This window comes from Ruegeria sp. HKCCD6426, from assembly GCF_057221115.1.
This window is the reverse complement of sequence record NZ_JBWVBF010000006.1, coordinates 234,128-250,012: the sequence shown is the minus strand read 5'-3', so window position 1 is coordinate 250,012 and position 15,885 is coordinate 234,128. Positions and strand designations below refer to the sequence as shown.

Sequence of the window (15,885 nt, the reverse complement as noted above, 5' to 3'; positions counted from 1 at the left end):
CGTGTCTTCCTTTTGCATGGGCGAATATCGGCACACAGAACGTTTCTTCTAAGAACCCGTGGTCTGCTTGTTGACATCGCCTGGTTGCCCAACAACTTTAAGCTATGATTGATTTGCAAGACCTACCCGAAGAGTTTCTCGAAGATCCATTTCCATTTTACGATGCATTACTTGAGACTGCGCCAGTTTGCACGCAACCAGACGGGTCGGTTATCTTGTCGCGCCATGCAGATCTGGAGCGGGTATACAAGGATACAAAACTCTTTACCTCTGACAAGAAGGCAGCTTTCGCGCCGAAATTCGGCGAGCATAGTTTGCTGTATGAGCACCACACGACATCCTTGGTTTTCAACGATCCTCCGCTTCACACGAGGGTACGTCGCATCATGTCATCAGCACTCGCGCCGCGCGCAATTTCGCGCCTAAAACCTGGCCTGATCGAGACCGTTGATCAACTGCTCGATGCGTTGAACGATAACCCCGACCTGATCGAGGATTTCGCTTCGCTAATTCCAATTCAGATAATTGGTAATTTACTGGATGTCCCAATGGATGAACGCGAACCCCTACGGGATTGGTCTCTGGCAATTTTAGGTGCGTTGGAACCGGTTTTAAGCGAGGAACAGCTTGCCGCCGGTGAACGGGCCGTTTCCGAGTTCAAGGTATATCTAAAGGACCTTATCTCACGTCGGCGTCAGGCGCCTGGTGATCCCGACACAGACGTTCTGACCCGTCTTATTATCGGCGACGATAACGGGCAACTGACCGAGACCGAACTCATCCAGAATTGCATTTTCATACTTAATGCAGGCCATGAGACCACGACCAATCTGATCGGGAATGGCTTGGCACTGCTGCATGACCACCCGGATGCGCAACGGGAATTGCGCAACAATCCGGACCTTATCGACACATGTGTCGAAGAGGTTTTACGTTTCGCCTCGCCAAACCAGTTTGGCAATCGGGAAACAGCGCAGGATTTTGCGATAGACGGCATTACCATTCCAAGTGGCACCAATCTGCACCTTTGTATTGGTGCCGCAAACCGTGACCCGACAGTGTTTCCAGCTCCGAACCGTTTCGATATTGCGCGCAAGCCAAACCGTCATCTCGCTTTTGCCGGTGGGCCGCATATTTGCGTTGGTCTCACCCTGGCACGCATGGAAGGGCAAATTGCATTGGGGCGGTTTCTTGAGCGGATCAGGTCATTCACGCTGACAAATCGCGTGCAAGGCGGTCGCGTCCGGTTTCGCGGCTTCAAGAATCTCAAGGCGGAAGTCACACGCCATTGACTGAGGTGACCAAACAATCCCCAATAGCGACTAGGGTCAGAGAATTCGGTGCCATTTATGATCGGGGACCGTGGGAACCGCAAAGCGGCTCCCACAAACGACACCCATTCTGATTACCCTTCGACAGGGGCAAAATGTGCTCGGAAAAAGCGCAGATATTCCGGCTCATACGTGAACTTGAGCCCGCGGATTTCATTTGCCTTTTCCATGACCCGTTCAACGCTTTCGGCAACCACGTCCATATGCGCCTGGGTGTAGACGCGACGCGGAAGGGTCAGGCGCACAAGTTCCAGTTTCGGCATGAAGTTTTCGCCGGTGTCCTTGTTGCGCCCGGCCGAGACAACACCCCGTTCCATAACCCGTACGCCTGCGTCAACATAAAGTGCCGCAGCCAATGCCTGCGCGGGAAACTGATCCTGCGGAATATGGGGCAGGATCGCGCGCGCATCGAGGAAAATCGCGTGTCCGCCGATCGGGTTCACGATCGGCACGCCCATGGCTTTGAGTTTGTTACCAAGATATTCGACCTGTCCGACACGGGCGTTGATGTGGTCATCCTGCACGCTTTCTTCTATGCCGATGGCCAGAGCTTCCATGTCTCTTCCGGCCATGCCGCCATACGTATGCAGCCCCTCATAGACCACAACAAGGTTACACGCCTTTTCGTACAGCTCCGGATCATTCATCGCTAGGAACCCGCCGATATTGACCAGTGCATCTTTTTTGGAAGACATCGTGGCCGCATCTGTCAGTGCGCAGAGCTCGAATACGATTTCGCGAATGGATTTGTCGCTATAGCCGTCCTCGCGGCGCTTGATGAAGTAGGCATTCTCGGCAACCCGCGTCATATCATGGACAAGCTTCACATCGTTTTTGTCGCACCACGCGCGCAGTTCACGCAGATTAGCCATCGAGATTGGCTGTCCACCAGCCATATTCACGCAAGTCGCGACGCAGATATAGGGGATCTTGTCTGCGCCGACCTCACCCACAAGAGCTTCGAGCTTGGCCAGGTCGACATTGCCCTTGAACGGGTGGGTCGAAGCAGGGTCGTGTGCTTCGTCGACGATGACATCGACAAAGGTGGCTCCTGCCAATTCCTGGTGCAGGCGGGTGGTCGTGAAATACATGTTTCCGGGCACGAAGTCGCCATCTGAAATCAGGATTTGCGACAAGATGTTTTCGGCGCCACGCCCCTGGTGGGTCGGGACGGTGTGCTTATAGGAATAGTGTTTCTCAACCGCATCTCGCATACGATAGAAATTGGCACTGCCAGCATAGGCCTCATCGCCCGCCATCATCCCAGACCACTGCCGGTCGGACATTGCGCCGCAGCCAGAATCGGTCAAAAGGTCGATGTAAACATCCTCGGATTTCAGCAGAAATGTGTTGTAACCGGCCTCAGCGATCGCGGCCTTCCGCTCGGCTTCAGTGGTCATCTTCAGCGGTTCGACCATCTTGATCTTGTATGGTTCGGCCCAGCTTCGGTTTTGCAAAGTCATAGTTGGCTCCTTGTTCAAACGACACGTAAGTGGGTTTTCGCGTGGAGCCTTGAGGGTGCGCCACGGATTGCCCGTGGCATTTCATCCCTCCTTGCCAGAACTCGCGCTCTGGCCAGAGTGGCCGTGTCGAACACTATTGTCTAATGGCGGGACACTCAACCACGAAGTGAAGCTGATATGTTAAAACCCGGCTTTCGCTGGCCAATGTTCCAACCATTCGATTGGCATCCCAAGAGCCATTCAACTTTTCACATTGGTTTGGGCATTTTCGCGGAAGTTTCCCTAAGTTTGCCGGTACGATCTGATCTCCTCATAAGCCGAAAGTGTCCAAGACCAGACTTAGCCAATACTCAAGGGTGACACGCACGTTGACGGGCGGGTTGCACCCCTCTGCCTCCATACCTGAGACGAATTGCATTTTTCTGGCCTTGGTCATGCCTCAGCTATCCGGCGGTGCTCCACCGTTGGACTCGTCTGTGGCGCCAGGGGCTCTGACCGACCGAGATGGCTTTGGCGCTGTGCCACATCCCAGAAGCGAAAGAGCCCTCCTGAGGCTTGCAGCCGCCGCCGAGCGGTCTTCTTCCGACATCGCTGACACGTCAACGTCCATTCTGAAGTGAGGCTGATGCTCGTGCAGGCTTTGCGGGGTCTGACCTGTCCTTTCCTGCGGGTCAGCAACGCTGTAGGCAGCAACTGGATAGGCGATCCCCTTAACGTCTATATCTCCGTATTCTGAGCATTCAATCTGATCCCGGACAATCGCGAAAGTTTCATAGGACATCAGGATTTCGCCCGGGGCGGCCGTCGCTTCCAATCGCGATGCAATGTTCACGGCACCCCCGATGATCGTGTAGTCCAACCTGTCTTCGCTACCGAAATTGCCCACCGTACAGTACCCCGTGTGAATACCCATCCTGACCTGGAGCGGTTTTTCGATTCCGGACCTGTGCCACTGGTCCTGAAGCTCTTTCATCCGGTGCCGCATCTCCATGGCCATCCGAACACAGGCGAGAGCATCCTCTTTCACGCCCCGTGTTTCTGGATCGCCGAAAAACACAAGAATGGCATCACCCACGTACTTGTCGATCGTGGCCCCGTGCGCGAATGCGATCTGAGACATTTCAGTGAGGTAGTGGTTAAGAAGTTGCGTCAATTCTTCGGACTCGAGCCTGTCAGCGGTTTCCGTGAAACCTACGATGTCGGAAAAGAATATGGTGAGTTTCTTGCGTGAGCTGGCCAACTTGACTTCTTGCCGACCGGTAAAAATCGACTTGTAAACCTGAGGCGAGAGATACTTGGATAACTGGTTGGCCAACCCCTCCAATGCCGCTGTTTTTTCAGCCAATTCGGCTTCACGTTGATCAATTAAACCCATATAGCGCGACATTGCGCCTGAAATCTCGCCGATTTCGTCTGGACGGACATCGGAAAATCCATGTTGCCGGTCCTCCGCATAGCGTTTCAATGCCATTCTCAGCTTATCAAGACGCAGGAACACCCGCCGTCTGAGCACCCGGGAAACCAGGGCAGCCCCTGCGATCAAAACAAGGAAAAGTGCGGAGGTGATAAGCAATGTGAACCGCGTCGTTTCATTGACCAATTGCACCTGGGTTTCGAGTTCGGAGCTAGCCTGCCAGAACGCGTTGCTTGCACTGCTAAGCAGCCTGTTTGCAATCAACGAGTTCTCCTCGATCAGCGCCTTGATCTGGAAGGCATTTGACAGTTGTGACGATTTGGCTTCCAGAATCTCCGTGCGATGTGCGTTCCAGCTTTCGATCAAGTTGTCCGGTCCAAGACCTGATGCGCGCACCGTTGGCTCTCTTCCTGTCTCGGCGAGGTGACGGGTCAGCGCCTCAATACTCTCTTCTGTCGACTGCCGGTTTCGTGGAAGCCGTGCGCGGTTTGTGTCCTGCAACAAACTGTCGATCTGCAATGCCGCACGTGTTGCCAAGTCTATGGCCACAGGGTCATCACCGGGTTCTGCGGAATGCAAGTCATTCAGATGCCGCGCAAAAACCCTGACATGGGTCTCAATCGTGCGACGAAGGTCGATTTGCTCATCCACGGCATCCATCAGATGTTCAAGATTTTCATTCAAGGTGGCAGCACTTAACCGGAGCGGCGCAACACGTTCCTGACCACCACTTAATCCCTCCAATTCGTCGAGGAGGGCCAACAGCGAAGCCTGCTTGTCGTGGATGCGTGCGATCAGTGTGTCTAATTCCGAGCGGGTCGCGGCTTGGCTCAGGGCTGGCGCTATGGAACTCGTGGCAGAGGCTTCCTGAGATAGCTGCGACAGCCGGATCAAGCTCGGGAGCGATTGAGTGCGGAGCACATCAAGCTCCCTGTGGATCTCGAATAACCGAAGCGTTATCAGGAGCAACCCCAGCCCGAGCAGTACGCCGATCATCGCCAATACAGTAAACAGCAGCGTCGATATGCGTTGCCAAACATTGCCGTGATTTGCCAATTGATCGGGCACGGTATCGGCCTACCGGAATGGCGGGCTGATCATCAAACCGCCATCTCGCCAAAGCCGGTTCAGCCCACGATCAATATTCATCAAACTGCCCGGACCAAGATACCGGTCGAATATTTCGCCGTAGTTTCCGGCGCCTGCGATCACGTTTCTTGCCCAATTCCGGTCCAAACCGGCGACCGCCGTTCCTTCCACGTCATCAAGCCCCAGCAAGCGGCGGATTTCGGGATCGGAGCTTTCCAGGTGCGCCTCGATGTTTGACCGGGCAATGCCTTTCTCTTCGGCTAGAATTGTCACAAAAATCGCCCACCGCACGATATTTGCCCACATCATGTCGCGCGAAGACACGTACGCCACAAGCGGTTCCTTAGAAATAACCTCGTCATGCAGCACATAATTCGCGGGATCGTCAAAAGCCGAGCTCCGCATCGTTGCCAGAGCAAACCGATCTGTCGTCAACAAATCGCATCGGCGGGAAAAGAAAGCATCGTTTCGACCCTGTGATGACTCGAAAGCCTGTATTATCCAGTCGAGCCCGTGTTGAGCTACATAATCTTCCAGATTGCCGATGGTTGTCGTGGCGCGTGATACGCAAACGGATGCGCCACCCAAGTCGCGAAGCGAACCTTTGATCGTTCCCCTATGAGACATGAACCCTTGGCCGTCGTAGTAAAGTACAGCTGCAGGGGTCAGGCCGAGGGCTATGTCGCGGGAAAACGTCCAGGTGACATTTGAAACATAAAGGTCGACTTCACCCTCAGAGATGCTTTCCAACCCCGCGCGAATGAGGGCTGGCGACATCTGAACCGCATTTCGGTCACCTAAGACTGCCAACGCAACAATCCTGCAAAACTCGGGGAAAAACCCTTCATACCCTTCCGAGCCAATACGCGTATCACCGACCAGCCGGTTTCCAATAGAGCACTTGACAAAACCGCGCTCCCGGACTGCGCTCAGAACGCTTTCGTCTGGTCGGGCGACACCGACACTCAAAGACACAATAAGAACTGCAGCGGTTATCGAGACGATAAGAGAACGCATCGGCACCTCCCTCGTTGATCCTCATTCTATCACGATCCAGGGAATTTACGAATAAAGTGGAAATTGCTGACCAAGGGCAGATTCGAGTGGCCCTTCGCGCGTTACACGGCTTTGCGACACAGACGATCCGAACGGAACCATCAGGATTTCCGCCTGAGTTTGCATGCTATCGCGACCTTGAACTGGACTTTTCTCTTGGCGATTGCCAGTAAATCTAGTACTTCATCTGTGATCACAGTTTGATTTTTCAAGGGGAATCACATGCCCGCGACCAGAGCTATGTCAGCCGATGAACTACGCAAGGAACTGACCGAACTGAAACAGCTGGATCAGGAACAGGCGCGAACAATGCCGCCCAGTTTCTACACCTCCTCCGATTTTCTGGAGCTTGAGAAAGAGCACATCTTCCGTCGGGAATGGATTTGCCTTGGGCATGTTGAAGAAATCCCGGAGCCTGGTGATTTCTTCACTACCGAAATTGTCGGCGAGCAGCTGTTGGTTTCGCGCGGGCAGGATGGCGACGTACATGTGCTATCCAATGTTTGCCGCCATCGCGGCAATCTGGTGGAGACCAGCCCCAAAGGGCACCGCCGATCTTTTGTCTGTCAATATCACGCCTGGACCTACAACACCGAAGGCCAGCTCAAGACCGCACCTTTGATGAAGAACGCCAAGAACTTTGAAGTGAAAGGCTGTCGTCTGCCCCGATTGAAGTCCGAAATCTGGAGCAACTTCATCTTTGTCAATCTGGATGGCACCGCCGAACCGCTGGAACCTCAGATGGAGGTTTTGGACGGCATTCTGCACAATTACCATAATGAACAGCGTAACCTGCTATTCACCGACGATGGTGTTTGGAACACCAACTGGAAAAATTTGACCGAGAACTTCATGGAGGGCTACCACCTCTTCGCGACCCACTCCAAGACCCTGCAGCCGATGACACCAACACAGCTGTGCCGCAAAGTTCCGGGCGAAGCACGCTGGACGGCCTACAGATCCTATTACGATCCAGACTTCCCTCCGCGTGGCCCGTTCCACGAAGATATGACAGAGGATGAACAGCGCAACACGGTCCTGTTCAATGTATTTCCCAGCTTCGTGGTGGCCGTGGCCGCCAATTATACTCTGTATCTGTGCCTGCGTCCCAACGGCGCGGACAAAGTGGCCATACGCTGGGGAATTGCAGGGTTTAAAACCGACCCGAATGACCCGGAAGTCGTCAGCTATGTAAATCTTTGCAAGTCTTTCAACGCAGAGGACAAGGAAAAGCTGGAAACCCTGCAGATCGCTCAGAACACTCGCTATTTCCCACACGGCCCGCTGGCGCCAGATGATTTGGAAGGCACCATCTGGGACTTTCTGGGGTATATGGGCCGGATGCTGGGATCAGACCGTGATCTGTGATCAGGCCGAGACAAAGACCAAAATCAAGGGAAACGCATAATGATCAAAACCCGCGCAGCAGTTGCGGTGGCTCCTGGTAAGCCACTGGAAATCATGGATGTGAACCTGGAGGGTCCGAAGGCGGGCGAGGTTCTGGTAGAAATCAAGGCAACCGGTCTTTGTCATACGGATGAATTCACGCGATCAGGCGATGACCCCGAGGGGATCTTTCCGGCGATCTTGGGGCATGAGGGCGCGGGTATTGTGGTAGAAGTCGGTGAAGGCGTCACCAGCCTGAAGCCCGGCGATCACGTGATTCCACTTTACACACCGGAATGCCGCGAGTGCGAATATTGCCTCAACCCCAAGACAAACCTGTGCCAGGCTATTCGCTCGACCCAGGGGCAAGGTCTGCTGCCAGACGGCTCCACCCGTTTCAGCATGCTGGACGGCACACCGATCCACCACTACATGGGCTGCTCGACATTTGCCAATCATACCGTTGTTCCGGAAATCGCGCTGGCAAAAATCCGTGACGATGCGCCCTTTGACAAGGTCTGCTACATCGGCTGCGGCGTCACCACGGGCATCGGTGCCGTGATAAATACCGCCAAGGTAGAAATTGGCAGTCGCGCGGTTGTGTTCGGCCTTGGCGGGATTGGCCTCAATGTCATTCAGGGTCTGCGACTTGCTGGTGCCGACCAGATTGTCGGCGTCGATCTGAATCCGGGCAAAGTGGAAATTGCCGAACATTTCGGCATGACTGATTTCGTCGACCCTGCCGATGTTGAAGGCGACTTGGTCGCACATCTGGTGGACCTGACCGGTGGCGGTGCCGACTACACTTTTGATGCCACCGGCAATGTGAACGTGATGCGCACCGCACTGGAATGCGCTCACAAGGGTTGGGGTGAATCGATCATCATCGGCGTGGCGCCTGCCGGCGCCGAAATCTCAACCCGCCCTTTCCAGCTGGTCACCGGCCGATCGTGGCGCGGCACTGCCTTTGGCGGCGCATCGGGCCGAACAGACGTGCCGAAGATCGTGGATTGGTACATGGACGGCAAGATCGAGATCGACCCTATGATCACGCACAAGCTGTCTCTGGATCAGATCAATGAAGGCTTTGAATTGATGCACGAGGGCAAGTCCATCCGTGCCGTAGTGGAATTCTGAGGGAAAACAACAGATGGTCAAAATTACTTATGTCGAGCATGGCGGAAACGAGCATGTTGTGGAGGTGGCGGATGGGTTAACCGTCATGGAAGGCGCCCGCGATAACAATATCCCCGGCATCGAGGCGGATTGTGGAGGCGCCTGTGCCTGCTCGACCTGCCATGTCTATGTGGCACCCGACTGGGTGGGAAAACTGCCTGCCAAGGACGACATGGAAGAGGACATGCTTGATTTTGCCTTTGAACCGGATCCGGGCCGGTCTCGGCTGACCTGCCAGCTCAAGGTGTCTGCCGCTTTGGACGGGCTGGTGGTACAGATGCCGGAAAAACAGATCTGACAGCTGACGTCTCAGAGCTTCCCAAAGTGGTGATGACGAATGCCACGCGCGGGGTCTTATGGGCAGCGGCACGGCGCATTGACCTTTGCGGGCGACGCATCCGCTAAACCCTAACAATCAGGATTGCCGCTGCCAGATAATGTGCCGCGCTACCCGTTTGCGGCAATTTCTTCTTTACGTCTGATAACATAGGCTTCCAGTTCTTCCTCCACACCCGAATCAATGGGGGGCTTTTCATAGCTGTTAAGCAGTTGCTTCCAGATTTCGTTGGCCCGCTGGGTGGCCGTTTTGGCACCATCATCGCGCCAAGTTTCAAAGTTTCGCCAGTCGGACAGGATCGGGCTGTAAAATGCGTCTTTGTAGCGGGCCAGCGTGTGGGCGGTACCAAAGAAATGCCCGGCGGGGCCCACTTCGGCGATGGCATCAATGCCAAGGGCATCGTCGTCCAGATCAATGGGGTCGAGAAAGGCTGCCTGCATTTGCAGAAGTTCCGCATCGAGTATCAGTTTTTCGAAAGAGCAGGTCAGCCCGCCCTCCAGCCATCCTCCGGCGTGCATCATGACATTAATATGGCCCTGAATGCAGGCATTGATCGACATGCTGCTCTCGTAAGTGGCTTGGGCATCCACACAGGCCGAGCCAGTCGTGTTGGAAGAACGGATCGGCAATCCATAACGCCGTGCCATCTGTCCCGAAACCAGCACCGATTGCGCGTATTCGGGGGTTCCAAATGCAGGTGAACCCGTCTTCATGTCTACGTTCGAAGTGAAGTGTCCGTAAAAAACCGGCGCCCCACGACAGGCAGCCTGACCCAGGATGATACCGGCAAGCGCCTCGGCATTCTGCTGCACCAGAGAGCCGCCGATAGTGGCCGGGCTCATGGCTCCGGCCAGCGTAAAAGGGGTGACGTGGATCGGCTGGCCTGCCCGTGCAAACTCGATCAACCCCTCGGCCTGGCTATCATCCAGCAGAAGCGGCGAGTTGGTGTTTATTCCGCCAATGATACCGGGTCGTGCGCGCAGGCCCTCATCATCGGTCTGCAGGGCAATCTTGGCCATCTCGATACAGTCACGCGCGCGGTCCGTCGAGTTCAGCCAGCAAGGTTGCCACCCTTTGTCACAAAGGGTGGTCTGGGCAAGCATCATGTCGAGGTGCCGCGTCTCCGGCGGAAGCTCCAGTGGCTCGCAACCCGCCCCTCCCTCATGATGGAATATGTTGAGCGAGGCGGAAAGTTTGACGAAATTTCGCATATCCTCCAGCGTGCCTGCACGCCGGCCATTGTCGAGGTCAGAGACAAAGGATGGGCCGCTGACAGTCGCGAAGGTTAAGGAGTTGCCACCTACCGTCACTGTCTTGTCCGGGTTACGGGCGTGTATGGTGAATTCAGATGGGATACCCATCAACATCTCGTCAACCATAGCGGGGTCAAAGCGGACGCGGGCCGTATCCCGCTCCACATCTGCACCCGCTACGGCCAGCAAATCGCAGGCGACGGCGCTATCGACTTTGATACCAATGTCGCGCAGAACCTGGAGACTGGCGTGGTGGATCGTTTCGACCTGATCATCAGAAATCAGCTCGGATGGAGCAAGCGGGTTGCGGACCTCTCCAAAGGGGCGCTGCGTGAAGCCCGAGCTACGGGGCTGGCGGGTAGAACGGCGGCGGCGGGACATAGAAAATCTCCTGTTGAGTGTGCGAAAGGGCGGCTAAGCGCCCCCTCGCACCAGCCCAGGTTTCTTCTCTGACTACCGCAAACCGCATGATCATCTCCGTGACTCCTTTCAGATATATCCACTGTAAGATTTGGGCACGACAGCCCGATGCATCCATTCCACACAGGCTATGAAATCAAAGACAGGCAATGAGGTTGCCTGCCGGATATCCTGAGCAAAGGGCGGAAGACTGGTGCATTCCAACAGCACTGCCCCGACCTTGGGGGCTCGCGCCTGACCTTCCGCAACGGCGTTCAAAATATCGTCACGCAGCGCATCTGTATCGCAGGTGATCTGCGTCCCGCCCATGCACATGGCGTTGAAGGTCTTGGAATCGTCCAGGCCAACCAAAGTTATCCGGTCTGCCATATCTGCCCCAACCGCTCTGAAAAAATCCTTCCCCAGCAACCGTGCGGCAGCCGTCACGACAATCACCGATTGGTCCGGTCGGATCATCTGTTGGATGACCGGTAGCATCATCAATGGTGACGTCATGACCGGAATACTCACGTGTTTCGCCACGGCCGCTTGAACCAACGATAAGAACCCGCAACACATGGCAATGGCACGCACGCCATCCTTTTCCATCTGAACCGCAGCATCGATGCAGCTTTGCACTTCGGGCGTATAGCTCCCGTCTGGCCCGGTCAAAGGTGGATACGGATTGTTCTCCAACCCCTCAATCTGACGCAAAAGAACGGGAAACGGATAGCTTGTCGCGTTTCCGACATCGCCGGGAAGCATGGGATACAGCTTTTTGTCGAACATCAAAATCCCGACACTATATCCCTGATAGGAATGCCCACCGGTAACGATCATCCCGCCATACCCCCTACTGTCGCATTCGACTGCCCGCTGGATCATAAAGCGGTTTTCTCTGGATCCGAGCGGGATGAAGCGCGCCGAATATTTCGACTGCATAATTGCCGTCTTCACGATACGCGTCCGGCGGCACATAGCCTAGTGCGATGTGCTGGCCTGTGACCGGCCCCCAACCGCCTGAGGAAACATAACCTACAGGCTGGCCGTCAAGAAAGATTGCCTCGTCGCCCCATATCGCCAGATTGCCTGCATCGACCGTCAGGCTGATTGGACATTCGCGTGGCGGGCCGTAGTTCTGCACAGCCTCCCGGCCGATGAAGTCCCCCTTGTCCAGTTTGACATGGTACATCATTCCGCATTCATGGGCGAAGTAGTCCGAAGTAATCTCGAGTCCCCAGGCCGGATAGCTTTTCTCAAGCCGCAGCATCATCAGGGCGCGCAGGCCACAGAGGTTCGCTCCGCCGCTGCGCAGTGCATCGAAGATCTGAACCTGATGTTCCGGCGGCATGTAGAGCTCGTAACCTGTTTCACCAGTGTAGGAGACGCGCAATCCAATGACGTCCGGCACCCCTGCCAAGGTGATTTGCTTGGTGTCCATAAATCGGAACGAAGCTGTTTCCATGGGCTGATCGGTTAGCGCGGCCATCATGGACTGCGCCTTGGGGCCAGCCAGTGCCAGACCGGACAGCCTGTCGGATAGGTTCCTGAGTGTAACACCTTCTGCCGGCAGGAATTTGCGGAAATGGCGAAGGTAAGCCAACTGCATCGCATAGGTGCCGATGATCAGATAACGGTCCCCCAGATTGGAGATGGTGAAGTCACCGATCACCCTGCCTTTGTTCGAGAGCATGGGAGACAGGCAGAGCCGCCCCGGTTCGGGCAATCGGTTCGCCATGATACGATCAAGCCAGTCCGCGGAACCCGGGCCGGAAACCTCGAATTTCGCCATGTCCGAGAATTCGAACAATCCCGCCCCCGCGCGCAGGCGCTTGCCCTCTTCCGCGACCGGCTTCCACCAGTTGGGCTGGCGATAAGTGAGAGAGTCCTCAGGCGGCGTCCCTTCAGGCGCAAACCAGGTGGCGTGCTCGCGCCCAAAGCCTGTGCCAAACACTGCGCCCGCCTCGGCCAGCCTGTCATGCACGGGGGATTTGGACTGCGGGCGGGCTGCCGGGAAGCTCTGATACGGAAAAATCTTTTCAGATCGGTTTTCATAGAAATACCGGGTCATCTCCTCGGTGTATTTCTGTGTTGCAAAATCTCCAAACCGGGCGACGTCCCAGTTGAAAATATCGATCTCGGGTTCTCCGCCAATGATCCATTCCGCGATCACGCGACCTATTCCCCCGCCCTGATTGAAACCTGCCATGACCCCGTTGGCGCAGAAGTAATTGCGCAAAGCAGGATGCGGGCCGATCAATGGCGACAGATCAGGCGAGAAAATCATCGGCCCGTTGATCACTCGTTTTACACCAGCCTCGCCAAGACAGGGCATGATCTCGACCGATTTCTCAAAGTTCCATTCCATGCATTCCAGGTTGTCCGGTAACAGTTCATGGCCGAAATCCAGTGGTGTGCCATCCTTGGCCCAATGAGTCATCTTGTTCTCATAAGCACCCAGCAGCATCCCCATTCCTTCCTGCCGCGCATAAGAGCCGGTTTCGTTGTCGTTGATCTGTGGTAGTTCAAAGCCGAGGCTTTCGATAAGCGGGATGTTTTCTGTCACCAGATAGTGGTGTTCCACGGGCATCAGCGGCAGCTCAATCCCCGCCAAACGGGCAACTTCGCGACCCCAGAGGCCAGCAGCGTTGACGACATACTCTGCGTGAATCGTTTCCTTGTCTGTCACCACATCCCAAGAACCGTCCGCCCGCTGGTCGGTCGCAATGACCGGCGTGTGCCGGTGGATCGATGCACCCATCTGACGGGCAGCTGCGGCAAAGGCATTGGTGGCAGAGGCCGGATCAACATGGCCGCCCTCCTCTTCCCAAAAGGCACCCATCATGTGGGAGGTGTCCAGAACCGGCGCCTTTTCCTTGGCCTCCTGCAATGAGATGAAGTGGCCTTCGATGCCAAGTCTGCGGCAGGCGCTTTGCATCATAGCGTTGCTGTCAATCTCATCCTGAGTGCGGCAGATGTTCAGGCCACCGGTGAAATGGAATCCGCAGGGCTGACCTCGTTCCTGCTCCAGTTCGCGGTAGATCTGAAAGGTATAGCGATGCATTTCGGCCGCTGCATTGGGCCGCACGACGGTAAACAAGCCCCCAGCCGCGTGCCAGCTGGAACCGGACGTTAACTCCTGCCGCTCCAACAGCATCACATCGCTCCAGCCGTTCCGGGCTAGGTGGTAAAGAATGGAGCAGCCGACTACACCGCCCCCAATTACAACAACCCGCGCTGTCGTATTCATGTTTGCACCTGTCTGTGTCTGTTTCAATTGGTGGGGCTGTCCCACCTGCCTTTATCCGTCCAGCGCAGCGACCAACTTGCGCCGCTCGACAACCGCGCCATCCAACCAGTCGGTGCGCATCTCAGGCACCGAGTTGAGCAGCAGTTGCGTGTATTCGTGGCACGGAGGTTTCAGCACCTGATCCACTGGGCCTTGCGCCACAATTCGCCCGTGCCGCATGACTGCGATACGCTCGGAGATTTTCGAGACCGTGGCAATGTCGTGTGTGATGAACATATAACTCAGGCCGAGTTCATCCTGCAGATCTTCCAGAAGGTCGAGGATCTGTTGCGCCACAATCGTATCAAGCGCAGAGGTGATTTCATCGCAGATGATCAGTCTCGGCTGTGCAGCCAGGGCCCGTGTCAGGTTGACCCTTTGCCGCTGACCTCCCGATAACTCGGGCGGGTACCGCCAAGCAAAGTCTGTCGGCAAGCCAACGCGCTCCAGCAGGCGGGCGGTTTCCTTGGTAGCCTCACGTTGCGACAGGCCACGATAGAACATCATCGGACGGCTCAAAATCTTGTTCAGTCGCTGTCGGGGATTGAGCGCCACATCGGCCATCTGAAAGGCAAACTGAATCTGGCGCAATTCATCGCGAGAGCGTTGGCCGACCGAGGGTTTTAACTGTTGGCCATCAAGATAGACCCCACCCTGCTTGGCCCCCATCAGACCCGAAATCAGACGGCCCAGCGTGGTTTTGCCAGAGCCGGATTCACCTATGACCCCAACGGTTTCGCCAGCATTGATCGTTAGATTGATGTCGCGCAAAGCAATGATGTTTTGGGTCGGACCGTAACCGGCAGTCACGTCCCGCACCTCAAGCAACGGAGCATCTTCTGCCGCCGTACCCGGCGGAGCGTGGATTTCTTCGGGCATCACATGGGCCGCGGCCATCAGCGCTTTGGTATAGTCGTCCTGCGGGTCCGAGATAATCTGATCGGTGGTGCCGTATTCCACCATCTGACCTTCTTTCAGAACCAGAATGTGATCGGCAACCTGCGCCACCAGCGACAGATCGTGCGTAACGTAAATCGCAGCTGTGTTGTTGTCGCGGATCAGCTTTTTGAAAGAATGCAGCACCTCGATCTGGGTGGTCACATCAAGCGCGGTCGTGGGTTCATCCAGAATCAAAAGCCGCGGATCGCTGATCATGGCCATTGCCGCCATTAACCGCTGAAGCTGGCCGCCCGAAACCTGATGAGGATAACGTTTGCCAATATTCTCCGGGTCAGGAAGCTCCAGATCCTCATAGAGGCGCATGGCCTTGGCAAGAGCATCTTCGCGGCTCATGGCGCCAGTGATCACCGGGATTTCGGTCACTTGGGCGTCAATCGTCATCGCTCCGTTGAATGAAGCTGCTGCCGACTGCGCTACATAGGTGATTTCCTTGCCGCGCAATTCCTGCAGTTTGGGCAGCGATTGCTCCAACACTTCGGTGTCGCCCAATTTCACCGACCCTGCTGTAATATGACATCCAGGGCGCGTGTAACCCATACAGCCCAGCGAAATCGTGGTCTTACCGGAACCGCTCTCGCCGATCAGAGCGATTACCTCACCCGGCTGCACATCAAAGGAAATGCCGTCAACGATTTTAAACTCGTGACCCTTTTTGTCACGAACCGATACATCCAGGCCGCGGACTTTCAGCAATGGCCCACCGGCCGGTTCAAATTGAGAGGTGTCGCGCAT

General features: G+C 55.6%; 11 protein-coding genes. 4 read left to right on the top strand and 7 right to left on the bottom strand.

Annotated elements, in window-relative coordinates; translation table 11 throughout:
* Positions 1–104: 104 nt before the first annotated feature.
* Positions 105–1,292 carry a cytochrome P450 gene (locus tag AC2TDA_RS17905; RefSeq protein WP_480880089.1) on the top strand — a complete coding sequence of 396 codons (1,188 nt, stop codon included), beginning with the start codon at positions 105–107 and terminating at the stop codon, positions 1,290–1,292.
* Between the two features lie 113 nt (positions 1,293–1,405).
* On the opposite strand, the gene AC2TDA_RS17900 is transcribed toward AC2TDA_RS17905, so the two are convergent.
* The 3 genes from AC2TDA_RS17900 to AC2TDA_RS17890 form a co-directional block, all read right to left on the bottom strand.
* The gene (locus AC2TDA_RS17900) at positions 1,406–2,794 is read right to left on the bottom strand and encodes a tyrosine phenol-lyase (RefSeq protein WP_480880088.1); all 1,389 of its coding nucleotides are present in this window, start codon (positions 2,792–2,794) and stop codon (positions 1,406–1,408) included.
* A 439-nt stretch (positions 2,795–3,233) separates the two neighbouring features.
* Positions 3,234–5,276 carry an adenylate/guanylate cyclase domain-containing protein gene (locus AC2TDA_RS17895; protein ID WP_480880087.1) on the bottom strand — a complete coding sequence of 681 codons (2,043 nt, stop codon included), beginning with the start codon at positions 5,274–5,276 and terminating at the stop codon, positions 3,234–3,236.
* A gap of 9 nt (positions 5,277–5,285) precedes the next feature.
* Positions 5,286–6,314 carry a type 2 periplasmic-binding domain-containing protein gene (locus tag AC2TDA_RS17890; RefSeq protein WP_480880086.1) on the bottom strand — a complete coding sequence of 343 codons (1,029 nt, stop codon included), beginning with the start codon at positions 6,312–6,314 and terminating at the stop codon, positions 5,286–5,288.
* A gap of 261 nt (positions 6,315–6,575) precedes the next feature.
* Here AC2TDA_RS17890 and AC2TDA_RS17885 point away from each other — a divergent pair, with 261 nt between their 5' ends.
* From AC2TDA_RS17885 to AC2TDA_RS17875, 3 genes are read left to right on the top strand one after another with little or no spacing between them, the layout of a single operon-like run.
* A complete protein-coding gene (locus tag AC2TDA_RS17885) occupies positions 6,576–7,721 on the top strand; it encodes an aromatic ring-hydroxylating oxygenase subunit alpha (RefSeq protein WP_480880084.1) in 1,146 nt (381 codons plus the stop codon).
* Positions 7,722–7,763: 42 nt separating this feature from the next.
* Positions 7,764–8,876 (top strand): S-(hydroxymethyl)glutathione dehydrogenase/class III alcohol dehydrogenase, encoded by a 1,113-nt coding sequence (locus AC2TDA_RS17880; protein WP_480880116.1) that lies wholly within the window; start codon positions 7,764–7,766, stop codon positions 8,874–8,876.
* Between the two features lie 13 nt (positions 8,877–8,889).
* Complete coding sequence (locus AC2TDA_RS17875; protein ID WP_480880082.1) at positions 8,890–9,213, top strand: 2Fe-2S iron-sulfur cluster-binding protein; 324 nt, start codon at positions 8,890–8,892, stop codon at positions 9,211–9,213.
* A 149-nt stretch (positions 9,214–9,362) separates the two neighbouring features.
* On the opposite strand, the gene AC2TDA_RS17870 is transcribed toward AC2TDA_RS17875, so the two are convergent.
* From AC2TDA_RS17870 to AC2TDA_RS17855, 4 genes are all read right to left on the bottom strand, one after another.
* A complete protein-coding gene (locus AC2TDA_RS17870) occupies positions 9,363–10,886 on the bottom strand; it encodes a trimethylamine methyltransferase family protein (RefSeq protein ID WP_480880080.1) in 1,524 nt (507 codons plus the stop codon).
* Positions 10,887–10,994: 108 nt separating this feature from the next.
* A complete protein-coding gene (locus AC2TDA_RS17865; RefSeq protein WP_480880078.1) occupies positions 10,995–11,789 on the bottom strand; it encodes an aspartate/glutamate racemase family protein in 795 nt (264 codons plus the stop codon).
* Complete coding sequence (locus tag AC2TDA_RS17860) at positions 11,758–14,154, bottom strand: FAD-dependent oxidoreductase (protein ID WP_480880076.1); 2,397 nt, start codon at positions 14,152–14,154, stop codon at positions 11,758–11,760. The genes AC2TDA_RS17865 and AC2TDA_RS17860 overlap by 32 nt, the downstream gene beginning before the upstream one ends.
* A 51-nt stretch (positions 14,155–14,205) precedes the next feature.
* Positions 14,206–15,885, bottom strand: coding sequence for an ABC transporter ATP-binding protein (locus AC2TDA_RS17855; RefSeq protein ID WP_480850267.1), 1,680 nt, complete (start codon positions 15,883–15,885; stop codon positions 14,206–14,208).

What these genes read in the sequence shown, in the direction of transcription:
- AC2TDA_RS17885 (WP_480880084.1), top strand. Translation starts at nt 6,576, where the DNA reads ATGCCCGCGACCAGAGCTATGTCAGCCGATGAACTACGCAAGGAACTG.
- AC2TDA_RS17890 (WP_480880086.1), bottom strand. Translation starts at nt 6,314, where the DNA reads ATGCGTTCTCTTATCGTCTCGATAACCGCTGCAGTTCTTATTGTGTCT.
- AC2TDA_RS17855 (WP_480850267.1), bottom strand. Translation starts at nt 15,885, where the DNA reads ATGCGCGACACCTCTCAATTTGAACCGGCCGGTGGGCCATTGCTGAAA.
- AC2TDA_RS17860 (WP_480880076.1), bottom strand. Translation starts at nt 14,154, where the DNA reads ATGAATACGACAGCGCGGGTTGTTGTAATTGGGGGCGGTGTAGTCGGC.
- AC2TDA_RS17875 (WP_480880082.1), top strand. Translation starts at nt 8,890, where the DNA reads ATGGTCAAAATTACTTATGTCGAGCATGGCGGAAACGAGCATGTTGTG.
- AC2TDA_RS17865 (WP_480880078.1), bottom strand. Translation starts at nt 11,789, where the DNA reads ATGATCCAGCGGGCAGTCGAATGCGACAGTAGGGGGTATGGCGGGATG.
- AC2TDA_RS17905 (WP_480880089.1), top strand. Translation starts at nt 105, where the DNA reads ATGATTGATTTGCAAGACCTACCCGAAGAGTTTCTCGAAGATCCATTT.
- AC2TDA_RS17870 (WP_480880080.1), bottom strand. Translation starts at nt 10,886, where the DNA reads ATGTCCCGCCGCCGCCGTTCTACCCGCCAGCCCCGTAGCTCGGGCTTC.
- AC2TDA_RS17900 (WP_480880088.1), bottom strand. Translation starts at nt 2,794, where the DNA reads ATGACTTTGCAAAACCGAAGCTGGGCCGAACCATACAAGATCAAGATG.